The 14,033-nt window shown below is 61.1% G+C and carries 14 protein-coding genes; 4 read left to right on the top strand and 10 right to left on the bottom strand.

The window, feature by feature from the left end:
• Positions 1-9: 9 nt before the first annotated feature.
• The 6 genes from ABEH28_RS05965 to ABEH28_RS05940 are packed head-to-tail and all read right to left on the bottom strand — an operon-like array spanning position 10 to position 4,270.
• Entirely contained in the window at positions 10-1,689 is a 1,680-nt protein-coding gene (locus tag ABEH28_RS05965) for an AMP-binding protein (protein WP_346629385.1), read from the bottom strand.
• Positions 1,686-2,231: a hypothetical protein gene (locus ABEH28_RS05960; RefSeq protein ID WP_346629384.1), complete on the bottom strand. Its 546-nt coding sequence runs from the start codon at positions 2,229-2,231 to the stop codon at positions 1,686-1,688. The genes ABEH28_RS05965 and ABEH28_RS05960 overlap by 4 nt, the downstream gene beginning before the upstream one ends.
• Positions 2,228-2,482 carry an acyl carrier protein gene (locus tag ABEH28_RS05955; RefSeq protein ID WP_192171184.1) on the bottom strand — a complete coding sequence of 85 codons (255 nt, stop codon included), beginning with the start codon at positions 2,480-2,482 and terminating at the stop codon, positions 2,228-2,230. Before ABEH28_RS05955 ends, ABEH28_RS05960 begins: the two co-directional genes overlap by 4 nt.
• A 9-nt stretch (positions 2,483-2,491) precedes the next feature.
• Positions 2,492-2,752, bottom strand: coding sequence for a phosphopantetheine-binding protein (locus tag ABEH28_RS05950; RefSeq protein WP_192171183.1), 261 nt, complete (start codon positions 2,750-2,752; stop codon positions 2,492-2,494).
• Positions 2,727-3,539, bottom strand: a complete 813-nt coding sequence (locus ABEH28_RS05945; protein WP_346629383.1) for a lysophospholipid acyltransferase family protein — start codon at positions 3,537-3,539, stop codon at positions 2,727-2,729. The genes ABEH28_RS05950 and ABEH28_RS05945 overlap by 26 nt, the downstream gene beginning before the upstream one ends.
• Entirely contained in the window at positions 3,515-4,270 is a 756-nt protein-coding gene (locus tag ABEH28_RS05940; RefSeq protein ID WP_192171181.1) for a beta-ketoacyl synthase chain length factor, read from the bottom strand. Before ABEH28_RS05940 ends, ABEH28_RS05945 begins: the two co-directional genes overlap by 25 nt.
• Positions 4,271-4,590: 320 nt before the next feature.
• Here ABEH28_RS05940 and ABEH28_RS05935 point away from each other — a divergent pair, with 320 nt between their 5' ends.
• Positions 4,591-5,373, top strand: coding sequence for a ParA family protein (locus ABEH28_RS05935; protein WP_282368711.1), 783 nt, complete (start codon positions 4,591-4,593; stop codon positions 5,371-5,373).
• A 3-nt stretch (positions 5,374-5,376) separates the two neighbouring features.
• Here the strand turns inward: ABEH28_RS05935 and ABEH28_RS05930 are convergent, their stop codons facing one another.
• Positions 5,377-5,754, bottom strand: coding sequence for a PAAR domain-containing protein (locus ABEH28_RS05930; protein ID WP_192171179.1), 378 nt, complete (start codon positions 5,752-5,754; stop codon positions 5,377-5,379).
• Between the two features lie 136 nt (positions 5,755-5,890).
• Positions 5,891-6,325 carry a thioredoxin TrxC gene (gene trxC, locus ABEH28_RS05925; RefSeq protein WP_192171178.1) on the bottom strand — a complete coding sequence of 145 codons (435 nt, stop codon included), beginning with the start codon at positions 6,323-6,325 and terminating at the stop codon, positions 5,891-5,893.
• 400 nt (positions 6,326-6,725) lie between these two features.
• On the opposite strand from trxC, the gene ABEH28_RS05920 reads away from it, so the two are divergent.
• The 3 genes from ABEH28_RS05920 (at position 6,726) to ABEH28_RS05910 (ending at position 9,168) form a co-directional block, all read left to right on the top strand.
• Positions 6,726-7,655 carry a hypothetical protein gene (locus ABEH28_RS05920; RefSeq protein WP_346626893.1) on the top strand — a complete coding sequence of 310 codons (930 nt, stop codon included), beginning with the start codon at positions 6,726-6,728 and terminating at the stop codon, positions 7,653-7,655.
• Positions 7,656-7,778: 123 nt separating this feature from the next.
• Positions 7,779-8,228 carry a hypothetical protein gene (locus ABEH28_RS05915; protein ID WP_346626892.1) on the top strand — a complete coding sequence of 150 codons (450 nt, stop codon included), beginning with the start codon at positions 7,779-7,781 and terminating at the stop codon, positions 8,226-8,228.
• Positions 8,229-8,505: 277 nt separating this feature from the next.
• The gene (locus tag ABEH28_RS05910; RefSeq protein WP_346629382.1) at positions 8,506-9,168 is read left to right on the top strand and encodes a hypothetical protein; all 663 of its coding nucleotides are present in this window, start codon (positions 8,506-8,508) and stop codon (positions 9,166-9,168) included.
• Here the strand turns inward: ABEH28_RS05910 and ABEH28_RS05905 are convergent.
• Both ABEH28_RS05905 and mscK read right to left on the bottom strand, forming a co-directional pair.
• Positions 9,152-10,615, bottom strand: a complete 1,464-nt coding sequence (locus tag ABEH28_RS05905) for a protein adenylyltransferase SelO (RefSeq protein ID WP_346629381.1) — start codon at positions 10,613-10,615, stop codon at positions 9,152-9,154. The genes ABEH28_RS05910 and ABEH28_RS05905 overlap by 17 nt on opposite strands.
• Before the next feature lie 48 nt (positions 10,616-10,663).
• On the bottom strand, positions 10,664-14,032 hold the full coding sequence (gene mscK, locus ABEH28_RS05900) for a mechanosensitive channel MscK (RefSeq protein WP_346629380.1): 3,369 nt from the start codon (positions 14,030-14,032) through the stop codon (positions 10,664-10,666).
• Position 14,033 lies beyond the last annotated feature (1 nt).

Below are 14,033 nucleotides of genomic sequence, written 5' to 3'. Positions count from 1 at the left end.
GTGCAGAGCTCATGCATCCGCGTTCACCAGTAAAATCCGCCCGCTGGAGCAGGCCGCTTCGCCATTGCGGTAGGCGAAATGCAGCTTGCTGCGCTCAGGGTCGAAACGCAGGGTCAGGCTGATGCGATCGCCGGGGCGCACCAGTTGTTGAAACTTCAGCACTTCCATGCCGGCAAACCGCGGCGGCAGGTCCATCAGACGCTGTGCCAGGTTCATCGCCCAATCGACCTGAACCACGCCGGGTAAAATCGGCGTGCCCGGGAAGTGGCCGGGGAAATGGGCGAGGTCCAAGGGGACGATCAACTCCAGTCGCAACTCATCGTCGCGCTGCTCCTGGGCGACCAGATCAGGGGCTTGAGTGCGCGGCGACACCAGCAGGGTCTCAATCAGCGCTTGTGGCAGTTTCCCTTGGGCGTTGAGGGGCAGATGGCCCAGCAGTCGCCAGCGACGGGGCAATGCCAGCGCCTCGCAGTGCGGCACCAGATGCTGACGCAGCGCCTGGGTCAGCGCGCGCCGCCCCTGATTGCGCAACGCGTGCACGCCGCTGGCGCTCAACACCACCAATGCGCCGAGCGACGCGCGGTTTTCCCGGACCACGCCGAGGCGTGCTTCGCTGACCCACTCATGGGTCGCGAGCGCTTGCTCCACAAGCGGCAGGGAGATGCGCTTTTCTTCCAGTTTGACGATGCGGTCCAGTCGGCCCAGCAGCTCGAAACGACCGTCTTCCAGAAAGCGCACCGCGTCGGCTGTCTGTTCGACATGGCCGCTCGGCAGGTACGGCGACTCGATCCGCAGGGCGCCGTCGGCATCCTGGCTCAAGGTAACGTCGTCGAAAGCGCGCCATAGCGGATCGCCCTGGCGCCAGGCGATGCCGCCGGTTTCGGAGCTGCCGAGTATCTCGCTCGGCCACTGCCCGAGCCGCTGATGGAGGCTGGCTGCGGCGTCGGCCGGCAGCGCACCGCCGGAAGAGAACACCCGGCGCACGACGCTCAGGTGGCTCCAGTCGAGATTGTCGCCCATGCGCTTGAGCAGTGCAGGGCTCGCCACCCAGGCGAAGGATTCATGCTCGCGGCTGGCGCGTTGCAAGTCTTCGGGAAACGGCAGTTGCTGGCGCACAAAGCTGCGTCCGGCGCACAACGGCCACAACACCCGGAACAGCAGGCCATAAATGTGCTGCGCCGCCACGCTGCCGATGATGCAGGCATCGCCCAGTTCTGCGCCCCACAAGCGTTCGAGTGCACTGACTTCGTTGGCCAACTGGCGCAGGCGTTTCTCGATCAGCTTGGACTCGCCGCTGGAGCCGGACGTGCACAGGCTCAAGCTGCACTGATCCAGATCGAGCGCGGCAGGGGGCATCGGATCGGCGTTCAGTTGATCTAGGCGGGTGTCGTCCGGCAGATCCGTCAGCCACAGGTCGACATGACTGGCCCAGCGCTGTCTCGTCTGCGCCTGCAGATCGGACGGCAGCAACACCGCCACATCGGCGCGCCAGGCCGCAAACAGCGCGATGGCCAATTCAGCGGCGTCTTCGAGATGGACCGCCAGGCGTGTCACGCCACGCTGCTGCAATGCGGCGGCGACACACAGCGCACGTTTCTGCAGCGCGGCATGGCTCAGCGCGGGAGCATGGGCAACGGCGCGCTGCGGACGGGCTTCAAGCAACAGGTGTTCGAGATCGATCCAGCTCATGCCCGCCCCCGGACGCGCTGACGAATGATCCATTCACCCGCAAACAGAAGACCCATCAAACCGTAGGCAATGAGCCCTGTGTATAACGTCCACCAGCTCAGCGGCGCCCAAAGGGTCAGCGCGGCGGCGACAAGGCCATTGAACAGGAAAAACAGGCACCAGACGCGGGTGACCTGGAGGGTGTAGCGAACCACAACGGGCGGCAGGTCAGGCTCCGTCAGGCGCGCCAGTCGCTCGATCAGCGGCATGCCGCGCATCAGGCTCAGGCCGAATAGGGTCAGCATGAAACCGCTGATCAGCACGGGGTACCAGCGTAGCAATTGCGGGCTGTTGAACAGCCCGAGCAGCAGGCAAAAGCCCATCGCCGTCAGCGCCATCGACACACCGCCCGGACGTCCCTCGCTGGTCAGCGCACGCACGGCCCACAACGCGCCGAGCAGCAGCGCGAATTGCCAGGGGGCGAAGTGGCCCATGCCGAAGTAGACGGCAAACGGGTACAGCACACCTGCAAGCACCAGGACCAGGCCAATCAGTCGACTCATGCGGCGCTGTGGACCAGGCGATAGACCGCGTCGACGACATCGCCCACGGTGCGCACCGACTTGAATTCTTCGGCGGCGATCTTCTTGCCGGTCTTGCGCTTGATGTGGTCGATCAGGTCCACGGCATCAATGCTGTCGATTTCCAGGTCCTGATACAGGTTGGCTTCGAGGGTAACGCGCTCGGGTTCGAGCTCGAACAGCTCAACCATCGACGAGCGCAGGGTGTCGAAGATGTCTTCACGGGATTGCATGTTCTGTCCTCAGGCCACTTGGCGCGCGCTGACGAATGCCGCGAGGCTGTCGACGCTGGTGAAGTGATTGCGAGTGTCTTTGGCGTCGGCGTCGATCTTGATGCCGTAGCGTTTCTGGATGGCCAGGCCCAACTCCAGCGCGTCGACCGAATCCAGTCCCAGGCCTTCACCGAACAGCGTCTGGTCGTTGCCGATGTCGTGGGTGCTGATGTCTTCGAGGCCCAGGGCATCGATGATCAGCTGTTTAATGTCCTGGTGCAGATCGCTCATCTGTGGCGAGCTCCTTGGTGAAGTGTTGATGCAGATAGTCGTTGAGCTTGCGCGACGCCACAGGGGCCGGGCCAAGCGCGGCGAATGCCGCTGGATCGATATCGTTGCCCACGCGAAGGTGAAAATGCGGGCGGCGCAGGGGAATGCGGTACCACGGCTCGGCCTTGGTCAGCGTGGTCGGCGACACGTGGATGGTCACCGGCGTAATGACGTGGGCGCCACGCAGGGCAATGGCCGCAGCGCCGCGATGGAAGGCGGGCGCATGGCCTGGCTGGGTCCGCGTGCCCTCAGGGAAGATGATCAGGGTTTGCCCGGTCCGCAGCAGATGCGCGGCTTGCTCCAGCATGTCGGCGCTGCCGTCGTTGCTGACGTAGCCGGTGTCCCTGACCGGGCTTCGGGTGAATACGTTTTGCCACAGGCTCTGCTTGACCACGCAATTGGCGTCACGCACCAGCCCGATGAGAAACACCACGTCGATCAGCGACGGATGGTTGGCAATGATCATCTGCCCCGGGCGGCCCAGACGCTCGGCGCCCTGGATTTCGTAGGTCAGCACCCCAGCGTTGCTCATGATGCGGATAAATGCCCAGAACAGGCGGCTGATGGTCCGCCGGGCGCGGCGTTGATGGCTGCAGGTATCGCCGGGCAGCAGCGCCAGCAGGGGAAAGACGAACACACGCAGGCACAGCCCGCCCACACCGAACAGGGCAAAGCTCAGGGCCGTGGCCAGCAGGCGCCAGTAATAGGCGTCGCGGCTTTTGCTCAGCGGTTGTGTTGCCAATTCCATAGCCGATTTTTCCAGGGATGTTGCAGAGCGCTCTGTTGTGTCGACAGCGCACGTAAAAGGTTGAGCGCGTGGGGCCATTGGCTGCGCTCGGAATCCGTCTCGATCGGTTCGCGGGTCGTCAGCGAAAGCTGCCACTCATCCCCCGGCGTCAGCAGCAGGCCGAGCGCATAGGGAAACGGCACATCGTCGATCCACGGCGCGTACGCGGCAGGCGGCTGCTCTTCGGTGATCACCAGCAATACCGCCGGCGCACCTTCTTCAAGCAGGGAGGCCGCCTCGATGACGCCATGTTCAAGCCCGTCGCCCGCACAGGCCAAGGCCGTCATCTCGCTGGTCTCGCCGCGCAGGATCGACCACAGGCCAATAACGGCGTTGTGCACGGACAGGCTGAACTGGGTGGGCGACAGCGGCTCGTCTTTGGCCAGATCGCTGAGGATGTCGAAGGTCCGGGGCGTTTCGCCGTGGCGCGACACGAACACCAGCGGCAATCGCTCCAGACCCTCCGCCAGCGGCCAGCCTACGCCGAAGGCCATGCGGGCCAGACGGCTCAACCGGCGGCGCTGCATGGCCGGCAAAAATGAAACGTCCGGCGCTGCGTCCGTCGGGGCGGGGATCACGGGTTCGTGGCTCCATTGGCGCCACTCTTCGACCGACGTCAGCCCCGGCGCCCACGCGCGCCACTGTGCAATGTTGAACTTGATCACAAAATTATCCTGCCCTGACACGGGCATACTTCCGGGCTTCGAGTCTCCGAAGTGGCACCAACCATGGCGCGGCGCTATCACCGAGTGGCGGGCATTATCCCGATGCCCAGGCACCGAGGCAAACGTTGAAACAAAAGGTTTGTTTACTGGCGATTATTCTTACTGGTAGGGCAGCGGCGTCTGACACTGTTTTGTAGGATCAATAGGACTGTATGCGTTGCAGGCTTCGCCTTTGCAGTCAGATTTTTCCGAGAGACTCGCCCTACTCATCGCGATTGCCTAGACTCGGGACCATTCATCGGGTCGCTGGCGATCCTTTACGGCTAGACAGCAACAGGGAGTCTTACATGCGGCGTGTGGTGTTCAATCAGAAGGGCGGCGTTGGCAAGTCCAGCATCGCCTGCAATCTGGCGGCTGTCAGTGCTCATGAGGGTTATCGGACGCTATTGATCGATCTTGATGCCCAGGCCAACTCGACGCAGTACCTCACCGGTCTGACCGGCGACGAGATTCCCATGGGGATCGCCGATTTCTTCAAGCAAACCTTGTCTTCCGGGCCTGGCGCCAAGAAGAATCAGGTCGACATCTACGAAACGCCCTTCGACAACCTTCATGTCGTGACCGCCACGGCGGAGCTGGCGGATCTGCAGCCCAAGCTGGAAGCCAAGCACAAGATCAACAAGCTCCGCAAACTGCTGGATGAGCTGAGCGAAGACTACGATCGCATCTACCTGGACACGCCCCCGGCGCTGAATTTCTACGCGGTATCGGCATTGATCGCAGCGGATCGTGTGCTGATTCCGTTCGACTGCGACAGTTTCTCCCGCCAGGCGCTGTACGGGTTGCTCAAGGAAATCGAAGAGCTCAAGGAAGATCACAACGAGGATCTGGAGGTGGAAGGCATTATCGTCAACCAGTTCCAGTCGCGGGCGAGCCTGCCCCAGCAGATCCTTGATGAGCTCATCGCTGAAGGGCTGCCGGTGCTGCCGGTCTACCTCACCAGCTCGATCAAGATGCGTGAATCTCATCAAGCCAATATGCCGCTGATCCATCTGGAGCCGCGGCATAAGCTGACCCAGCAATTTGTCGAGCTGCATCACTTGCTGGAAACGGGTGCGGGTAATCGGTAGCTGCTAGGCGAGGGGTTCGGGGCTCTCTCGACGGGCTCGCGTCATCTGCTTGGCTCGCTTGCGCGCCTTTTCGGCCATGTCCTTGGGAATGTCGATGGTCGCGTCCATGTCGGCCTGAAGCTGAGTCTGGCTGGCGATCAAACGATGGGTGCCTTCCTCGCAGCCGCAGCGCACTGCCTGGCCGTGCGTCGCCACGGCCACGAGTTCGTCGATGAAGGTCGGATTGCCTTGGGCAATGAAGCCGATCTGCGCGCACAGCTCGCACCAGACCGGATCGCCCATGCGCGCCAGGCGCCGGTCCTCCCATGTGTGCGAGCCTGAGGCCCGCAAAACCACGCCGCCGGTTGTTGTTGAATCGCCCTCTCTGACCACGTATGTCATTGCTAACCACTCCAGGGTGCCGATAGGAGTGGCGAAGCCTAGACGCAGAATTCGACGAATTCGGGGCGAAAGAGCGCTTTCAGAACATGCCTACAGCGCTGGCTGTCACGCACTTCGATCGCTGAAGAAACGCCTTTCAGATTCCCTGACTGGTCAGCCAGGCCGTCAGCTGTTGCAGCGGCATCGCGCCACTCTGCCGGGCAATTTCACGGCCGTCCTTGAACAGGATCAGGCTTGGAATCGAGCGGATTCCCAGCTGCGCGGAAAGCTGCTGATTGGCCTCGCTGTCCAGCTTCGCCAGCCGGACGCGCCCGCTCAGCTGAGTTGCCGCTTGCTCGAACGTCGGCGCGAACGATTTGCAGGGGCCGCACCATTCCGCCCACACGTCCACCAGCAACGGCAGATCGCCCTTGATCTGGCTGGCGTAATCGCCCTGCGTCAGGTTGAACGGCTTGCTCAGCAAAACCGGCTGCTTGCAACGCCCGCATTTCGGCTGGTCGGACAGCCGCCCGGCAGGAATGCGATTGAGCCCGTTGCAGTGCGGGCAGGGGATCAGCAGTGAATCGGACATGAGAGAGACCTGACTAGGATGGATGACTGTTACGTGGAGTCTGGGGGATGGGTTATCAAGCTCTACGGCTGCACCTGTAGCGACGGGATGTCATCAATGGCGGTCGGCATTCACTGATCACCTGAAATGCCAGGTGTGAACTACCCCAGATTTCTCCGCTCGTTTAAGCACCCACGCCCAATAAAAGCTCAAACCTGAAGACGCAACGAATTCCCCTTTGACCCTTCGTACCAGCCCCTGACTGCGCGGGTCAAGCCAAATCCCCGAGCGCTGATTACCCGAAAGCATCCCCCGTTCGCCCAACTGTTCGCCCTGCCTGGCTGTCGCTAGTGTCGACGCGAGGGGCTGACTGACGAACATGCGCGTCGGCCCTTGTCATCTCATAGCCAGGGAGTCGCCCATGATCAGCCAGATCCAGGCCGCGGTTGCAGCGGTTGTCGCGAACAAAAAGCCAGTCGTTGACGCCGCTCTAAACAGTGACCCCAAACCCGTCGACAAGGCGGCTACGACAGCTACCGACAAGGCGACGTTTTCGACACTGGCGGCTCAGCTTAACGAGAGCGCAGCGCGAGCCCAGAAGAGGGACGCGGTGATGACCCACTCCGAGTTGGGGCAGTACGGGCGTAATCGCATCAATGAGTTCTTGATCGAGGGCCGCACAGTCAACAGCGGCACCCGGGCCATGGAAGTGCCCAAGACGAACGACCCTGAATTGCTGGACCGCGCGCGCGAGGCCAGTGCGTTCGTGACCCGGACCCTGGCCGGCGACAAAACCGCCAAGAGCCCGTTCGAGAACCTCTCACGCGAGCAACTGAACCTGATTGCCTTCGACGACAGCGCAAGCTTCACGCTTAACGAGCGGCGCGCGGCCTGGCAGGGCGTGCAGAAGATGGACGAGGACTGGCGCAACGTTGCGATAAACGAGGGCGTGATCGAGCAAGCCCGGACGGGCAAGGCCACCCGGTTCTACAACGACGCCCTGAGCTACCTCAAGTCGCTGCCGGCGATTGAGAGGGCGGTGAGCTATCCCAAAGGAGCGGAAGCCATTCTGGAAGCGCGGATCAAGAGCGACCTGACGCTGCCCAGCCTGCCGGGCGCTTTTGGACGCCAGGCGCCAGACCGCAAACTGACCCTTTACGACATCCTCGCCGGCATCGTCGACACCACCAAAGACAAGAAAACCGACCCGAACAATATCGTCCACACGAAGAAATTCTCGCCCCGCACTTCTCCGGTGCCGACTACCGCGGCTCAGGAGGTTGAGAAGCCAACGGCTGCGAATGCCGGTACGCAAGTTTCTGTTTCACCAAAGCCTGCAGCTAAAGCCTGATCACCGAGGGCGCCTGCCGCGCTCGCTCGGCGCGCTCTAAAGTAGCTATCCGTTCGGGTAGTAGGAATCTAGCGTGATGCCTGATTAGCTTTTTTTAGATCTAAAAAAAAGGAGGATCTAAAAATGAAATCTAAAAATAAAGTTAATGCAGTGTTGCTGTTTTCTACTTTGGTCACGGTTGGAATGGTGAGTGCAGGACCTCAGGTCACCGTAAACTTTAAAAATGAAACCGATGAAAATGCAGTTTATGTGCGTGGAAGTAGCAGTAATGAGCTGACCACATACTCGAACGCATCACCCAAACCTGACGCCGTGGCGGCAGGCGCCTCGACCAGCTTCAACGTTCGTCCAAGCGGTGCGTCTCCAATAAGCTACGCCACCGTGCGATATCAAGCGGGGTTCAAAACCTGCCAATTTACAACCAGCTATTTGATGAGCTCTACACCGGGAGGTGTCCGCACGCCCAAGTGGAATAGAAGTGCGATATCGGGCGGCGGTGCCAAATGCGACGTTACTGTCACCTCTGTCAATTACTCCAACCACAATTGGGTGGTGGACTTCATCATGCGCTGATGATGCAAACATTAACCGGAGCTGCCTATTAGTGGCAGCTTCGGCTCCGCGTGATATCAGAAAAGGGATTTCTATGCTTTCCACTATAAGTTCGGCCACACAAGGTCCTTTGAGTGCAGGCGAAGTTGAAAAAGCGCCGTCTGCCGGGTTGCCAGTCTTAGACACTGAGCCGGCGCCAACTGCCTCACTAATGTCTCAATCCGAGGTCGCGAGCGTGTCAGTTCTGGGGCGGCAGCTAAGCGACAGTGCGGAGCGGGCGAGTCAGCGAGAACTGACGATGTCCCGCGATGAGCTGGCGGCTTATGCGGCCAAGCAAAAAAGCAGGTTTTTGTTCGATGGGTATCAAGCCGGAAAAGCCCGGCATGATCTGGAGACACCGCAAACCGATGATCCCGAGCTTCTGAATCGCGCCCGGCAAGCTACTGAATACGTGAACCGTTCCAGAGCTGGCGACTTGAATGCGAAAAGCCCTTTCGCGGGCCTTTCACGGGATCAGTTGATCCTGATCGCCTATGACGACCAAGGTGGCTACACCATCAATGAGAGGCAAGCCGCTTGGCGCGCCAGTGCGCAAATGGAATATAAGTGGGCGCAAGGCGCCATTGCCCGTGCTCAACTCGAAAGCAGTATGACCGGCAAGGCGCCAGTCTTTCTGAGGGAGGTCCTGGAGTATTACAAAGGCCTCCCGATGATCGAAAGGGTTCAGGACCGTTATCCCTGGAATTACGAGGCAGAAATGGAGGCGAAAATCGCAGAAGAGCTAGCCCTGCCTGCGGGCGGGAAGCGCGAACCTCAAACGCACATACTCAACCTCTACGACATTCTCGCTGCCATGACTGATCCGGAAAAAAAGCGCTTAGAGCGCGAGGATCCGGCATTGCCCGAAACGGCGGAGGTTTCGCCTGACCTCAACTCTCCCCCACTCACGACGAACAACTGATCTCCAGATGCTTGCCCCAATCCGGCGGACGCTGTGCATAACTTTCCATTCCGGGCTGTTCGTCGAACGGCTTGCACAGCACCTGATGCAGGCGACGGACTTCGCTGTCGTCTCCTTGTTCGGCCGCTTCGATGGCGCGTTGGGCCAGGTAGTTACGCAGGATGTACAGCGGGTTAACCGCGTGCATGCGCGTGTGGCGATCCTCTTGGCTGGACTCGGGCTCGCGGGCGATGCGGGCTGTGTAGGCGTCGGCCCACGCGTCGAAGCCAAGCATGTCGACGAAGTCGTCGCGCAACTTTCCTGCCGCGACGTCGGCTGACTCCTCCCCCAGACGGCGGAAAAACAGGGTGTAGTCGACGCCGCTGTTTTGCATCAGTTGGAGCAAACGAGCGATCAGGTCAGCGTCATCCTCTTCAGCCGTTGTCAGGCCCAGCCGTCGGCGCATCAGGTCCAGGTAATGCGCCTGATACAGCGGCAGGAACAGGTCCAGCGCCTCACGCAGAGCCTCGACGCTGACGAAGGGTGTCAGCGCCTGGGCAAGCGCGCTGAGGTTCCACTGGCCAATCGGCACCTGGTTGCTGAAGGAGTAGCGGCCTTCGTGATCGGAATGGTTGCAGACGAAATGCTGGTCGAAGTCATCCAGAAACGCGAAGGGGCCGAAGTCGAAGGTGATGCCGAGAATCGACATGTTGTCGGTGTTCATCACGCCATGACAGAAACCATAGGCCTGCCATTTGGCGATCAACTCGGCCTGACGCTCGACGATCACGCGAAACATCGCCAGGTACGGCTCTGGCTGTTCCAAGCATTCGGGGTAGTGCAGGGACAGCACGTGATCGGCCAGTTGCTTCAGCTGTTCCGGCTGTTTGGTGTAGAAGAAATACTCCAGGCTGCCGAAGCGCACGTGGCTTTGCGCCAGTCGCAGCACCATCGCCGCGCGCTCCTGGGTTTCACGCCACACCGGGGTGCTGGAGCCGATCACGCAGGCCGCGCGACTGGTCGGGATGCCCAAGGCATCTAGGGCTTCTGAGGCGAGAAACTCGCGGATCGACGAACGCAAGACAGCGCGACCATCGCCCATGCGTGAATACGGCGTCTGCCCGGCGCCCTTCAGGTGCAGGTCCCAGTGTTCGCCGGCGTCGTTGTACACCTCACCGAGCAGCAAACCGCGGCCATCACCCAGGCGCGGGTTGTACGAACCGAACTGATGACCGGAGTAAACCATCGCCCGCGGATCGGCTTCGGCCCACAGTTTGTGGCCGCTGAAAATTTCAGCAAAGAGGGGTTGTTCTGCCTGAGCGAGGTCCAGATCGAGCAACGCGAGGGCGGCTTCGCTGGCAACCACCAACCGCGGGTCGGCGATAGGCTCGGGCAGCACGGTGGTGGAAAACGCATCGCCCAGACGGGCAAAACGATTATCGAAGGTCAGCTCGTCGAGGGCTTTCAAGGGATGCCTCCAGCAGAATGTCCGACCATTCTGCTGGGTTTTTCCCGGTCAGTCGAGTTTGGCTTCGGGCGGCTCCGGTGCATCTTTTGGCGCCGGGGGCACGGCAGCGGGCGGTGTGATGGTTTTCTGCTCGGGCTCGATGGGCACCATCTTGTACTCCTGTCCCTGCATGTTCTTGAGGTAAACCTCCATCTGCCGGAACGAGATGTTGATGTGCTGCTTCTTGAATTCCTTGTTGATGAACCGGTTGATTTCGTCGAGCACCGGGTTGCGGTCGCCCAGGTCACGCACGTGCATGCGCAGCTCGTGGTCGAGGGTGCTTTCACCAAAATTGAGGAAGTAGACAATCGGCTCGGGCTCTTTCAGCACCCGAGGATTGTCACGGGCGGCCTTGAGCAGCAGGTTGCGCACCAGGTCCAGATCCGAGCCGTAATCCACGCCCAGCTTCAGCGTCACGCGGGTGATCGTGTCGGTCAGCGACCAGTTGATCAGTTGCCCGGTGATGAACGTCTTGTTCGGGACAATGATGTCCTTGCGGTCGAAGTCGGTGATGGTGGTCGCGCGGATGCGGATCTTGCTCACCGTACCCGACAGTGCGCCAATGGTGATCGTGTCGCCGATCCGCACCGGGCGTTCGAACAGGATCATGATCCCGGAGATAAAGTTGGCGAAGATCTCCTGCATGCCGAAACCCAGGCCCAGCGATAGCGCCGCCACCAGCCATTGCAGCTTGTCCCAGCTCACGCCGAGGGCCGATAGCGTAGAGACAAAACCCACGCCGACGATGGTGTACGACAGCAACGTGGTGGTCGCGTACGAACTGCCCTGCTTGAGGTTGAGCTTCGACAGCACCAGCACTTCCAGCAGGCCCGGCAAGTTGCCGGCCAGCACGAAGGTAATGCCGATGATCACCAGGGCGCCGATCAGGTCGCCGAGGCTGATCGGCACCATGCTGATGTTGGCGCCGGTACCGCTGGTGTACTCGTACAGCGTGATGTTATCGAGGTACGAAAACACCGAAATCAGGTCGGCCCAGACGAAGTAGAGCGCGCCGATGAAGCCGGCAATCAGCGCCAGACGAATCAGCCGCAACGACTGCTGGTTGACCTGCTCGATGTCCAGCGTCGGCTCCTCGATCAGCGTCTCGCCTTCGCCGGCTTCTTTCGCGGCCTGACGCTTGCTCAGTGCGCGCTGGTACGCCAGACGGCGCGCGGCGACGCTCAGCCCGCGTACGAAAGCGGCTTCGATGACCAGCCACAGCATCAGCAGATACAGCGTGTCGATCAGGCGATCACTGAGTTTCAGCGCGGTGTAGTAGTAGCCAAAGCACACGGCGACGAACAGCGCGACGGGCAGGGCAGTGAAGGCCAGACCGACGGCGCGGCGAAACAGCGAAGCGCTGCGGTGGGTCGGGCTGGTTAGCAACAGGCGCGCGAGCAGCCAGGTCATGAGCGCGTAGCAGGTCAGCACCACCGCGATGCCGATCACGTCGTCGGCCAGTGCTGAGGGTTCGTGCTCGGCTACCGCAACCACCGTCACCAGCGCCAGCACCACCAGACCCAAGCGCCGGATCCAGCCGCGCAGGAATTCAACCTGCGGTTTTTCCCAGCGGAAGTGCAGTTGCGCCACTCCGCCCGGCGCGAGAATCCGGTAAGCGGTGTAGAACACCAGCCAGGCCAGCGCCACTTGCAGCAGTGCCGAACCCAGATTGACGTTCTGCCCGCGGGCGTCGATCTGCAACGCGAACGCGCATACCGCGAGGGTCAGCGACAACGGCATCGCCAGCAACACGTTGATGAAAATCGCCAGCGGCGTCTGCCATTGCCGGTCACGCTTGAAGTGGCCGATGTCGGCATGCAGGCGATTGAGCTTGTCGTACAGTGCCTTGCGTTTCCACATCAGCGCGCCGATCACCAGGAACAGCGGCAGGAAAATCAGTGGGCGCTGGGTCAGCCCGTCATACAGTTCGCTGACACTGGACGTCCAGGGCAGGGTGGTGACCTGTTTGACGAGTCGTGGCTGGATGCGCTCGAACCACTCCAGGTCCAGCGGCTTGTTGCTCGGAATCCAGAACATCTGCTCATCAAGGGTGGCCCGCAGGCTGTTGGCCGTGCTGACCAGCTGCTTTTGATTGAGCTGCAGGGTGATGGATTCGTTGAGCAGCGCACTCAGCTCGCGGTTCAGCCGCTCCAGCAGGTCGCTGCGCGTGGTGGCCAGATCAAGCAGCGTCTTGCGCAGTGCGGGTGTGACGTCTTCCGGCTTCTGCGTTGCCAGCAGCGTGTCGACGTAAGCGCTCGGGCTGCTCATCTGCTCGCGCTGCTGATTGACCTCGAACTGATACAGGCGAATGTCGGCGATTTCGTCGGCCAGGCCGCTGTCGAGTTTGAGCTTGGGCAACGACTGCTTCTGTTTGTAGAGGATTTTCGACAGCAGCAGACTGCCGCTCAACACGTTGATCTGCTCGTCTAGCGCCTGATCGGTCTGCGTGATGGCATCCAGCTGGGTCTTGGTTTTGAGGTTCTGCTGAGTCAGCTCGTTGAGGCGGTCGGTGCCGCGCAGCAGGTAGTCGGAGAGTTTGAGGTTGGCCGCGCTTTCACTCGCCAGCAGGCTGCTGCCGCCGGCTTTCTGCGCTTCAAGGGACAACTGCGTCACGGTTTCCTGAGACTGGGCGCGACGCTTCTCGTTGATCAGCGTCTGCAGGTCCTGGATTTCCTGATCTTGTCGATTGACCTTTTCCGTGAGCAGGTCGCGCTGGCTGCCGCCCAGGTCCTGCAACTGGCTGTTGCCGGCGAGCTCCTGACGACGCAACGCAATCAACGCGTTCAATGAGGCCTGTTCAGCGTTCAACGCGTTGCGCTGGTCGGCGTTGATGGTTTTACCGCCATCTTTGCCTGACTTGAGGATTCCATTGATGGCCTGGATGCGCGTCTGGCTGCTGCTGATCTCGGCCTGGGCGCGCTCGGGCCGGGTTTGCGCGGTGATGGTCAGGCTGTTGGCGTCGTTGAGGGATTTTTGTAGATCAGCCTGCTGGGCGCTGCGCTGGCTCAGCACTTGCTCAAGCTGCGGCACGTCCAGATTGGCGTAGCGCTGGGCGACCGGAATGACTTTGCTGGCCTTGAGCTTGGCCAGCTCGCGCTGGTTTTCGGCGGTCTGGCGGGGCGCGTCGGCAAGCTGCTTTTTCAGATCCTCCAGCTTCTGCTGATTGTCCTTCTGGCTGGACAGGAACGTCAGCGTCTGTTCCAGCACCTGCTGCAGCGCTTTCTGGTCGTCAGGGTTCAGTTTGCGGTCGGCGATCTTGTCCAGACTGCGCTGGACGGCCTCGCTGGACAGGGGAGGCGTATCGGCGGCAAGCGCCGGTACGGACGACAGGCAAAGCCCTAGCAGGGCCGAGGCAAAAAAGTTACGCAGCGTGAACATA

Origin of the sequence: Pseudomonas sp. Ps21-P2, assembly GCF_039672565.1 — a bacterium.
In the GTDB taxonomy this organism is placed as follows: Bacteria; Pseudomonadota; Gammaproteobacteria; order Pseudomonadales; family Pseudomonadaceae; genus Aquipseudomonas.
This window is presented reverse-complemented; position numbering and strand designations above follow the sequence as displayed.

Excerpts from the sequence above, each read along its gene's own strand:
- ABEH28_RS05915 (WP_346626892.1), top strand. The coding sequence starts at position 7,779 with ATGAAATCTAAAAATAAAGTTAATGCAGTGTTGCTGTTTTCTACTTTG.
- ABEH28_RS05940 (WP_192171181.1), bottom strand. The coding sequence starts at position 4,270 with ATGCCCGTGTCAGGGCAGGATAATTTTGTGATCAAGTTCAACATTGCA.
- mscK (WP_346629380.1), bottom strand. The coding sequence starts at position 14,032 with ATGTTCACGCTGCGTAACTTTTTTGCCTCGGCCCTGCTAGGGCTTTGC.
- ABEH28_RS05920 (WP_346626893.1), top strand. The coding sequence starts at position 6,726 with ATGATCAGCCAGATCCAGGCCGCGGTTGCAGCGGTTGTCGCGAACAAA.
- ABEH28_RS05960 (WP_346629384.1), bottom strand. The coding sequence starts at position 2,231 with ATGAGTCGACTGATTGGCCTGGTCCTGGTGCTTGCAGGTGTGCTGTAC.
- ABEH28_RS05945 (WP_346629383.1), bottom strand. The coding sequence starts at position 3,539 with ATGGAATTGGCAACACAACCGCTGAGCAAAAGCCGCGACGCCTATTAC.
- ABEH28_RS05965 (WP_346629385.1), bottom strand. The coding sequence starts at position 1,689 with ATGAGCTGGATCGATCTCGAACACCTGTTGCTTGAAGCCCGTCCGCAG.
- ABEH28_RS05950 (WP_192171183.1), bottom strand. The coding sequence starts at position 2,752 with ATGAGCGATCTGCACCAGGACATTAAACAGCTGATCATCGATGCCCTG.
- ABEH28_RS05935 (WP_282368711.1), top strand. The coding sequence starts at position 4,591 with ATGCGGCGTGTGGTGTTCAATCAGAAGGGCGGCGTTGGCAAGTCCAGC.
- ABEH28_RS05910 (WP_346629382.1), top strand. The coding sequence starts at position 8,506 with ATGTCCCGCGATGAGCTGGCGGCTTATGCGGCCAAGCAAAAAAGCAGG.
- ABEH28_RS05930 (WP_192171179.1), bottom strand. The coding sequence starts at position 5,754 with ATGACATACGTGGTCAGAGAGGGCGATTCAACAACAACCGGCGGCGTG.
- ABEH28_RS05955 (WP_192171184.1), bottom strand. The coding sequence starts at position 2,482 with ATGCAATCCCGTGAAGACATCTTCGACACCCTGCGCTCGTCGATGGTT.
- trxC (WP_192171178.1), bottom strand. The coding sequence starts at position 6,325 with ATGTCCGATTCACTGCTGATCCCCTGCCCGCACTGCAACGGGCTCAAT.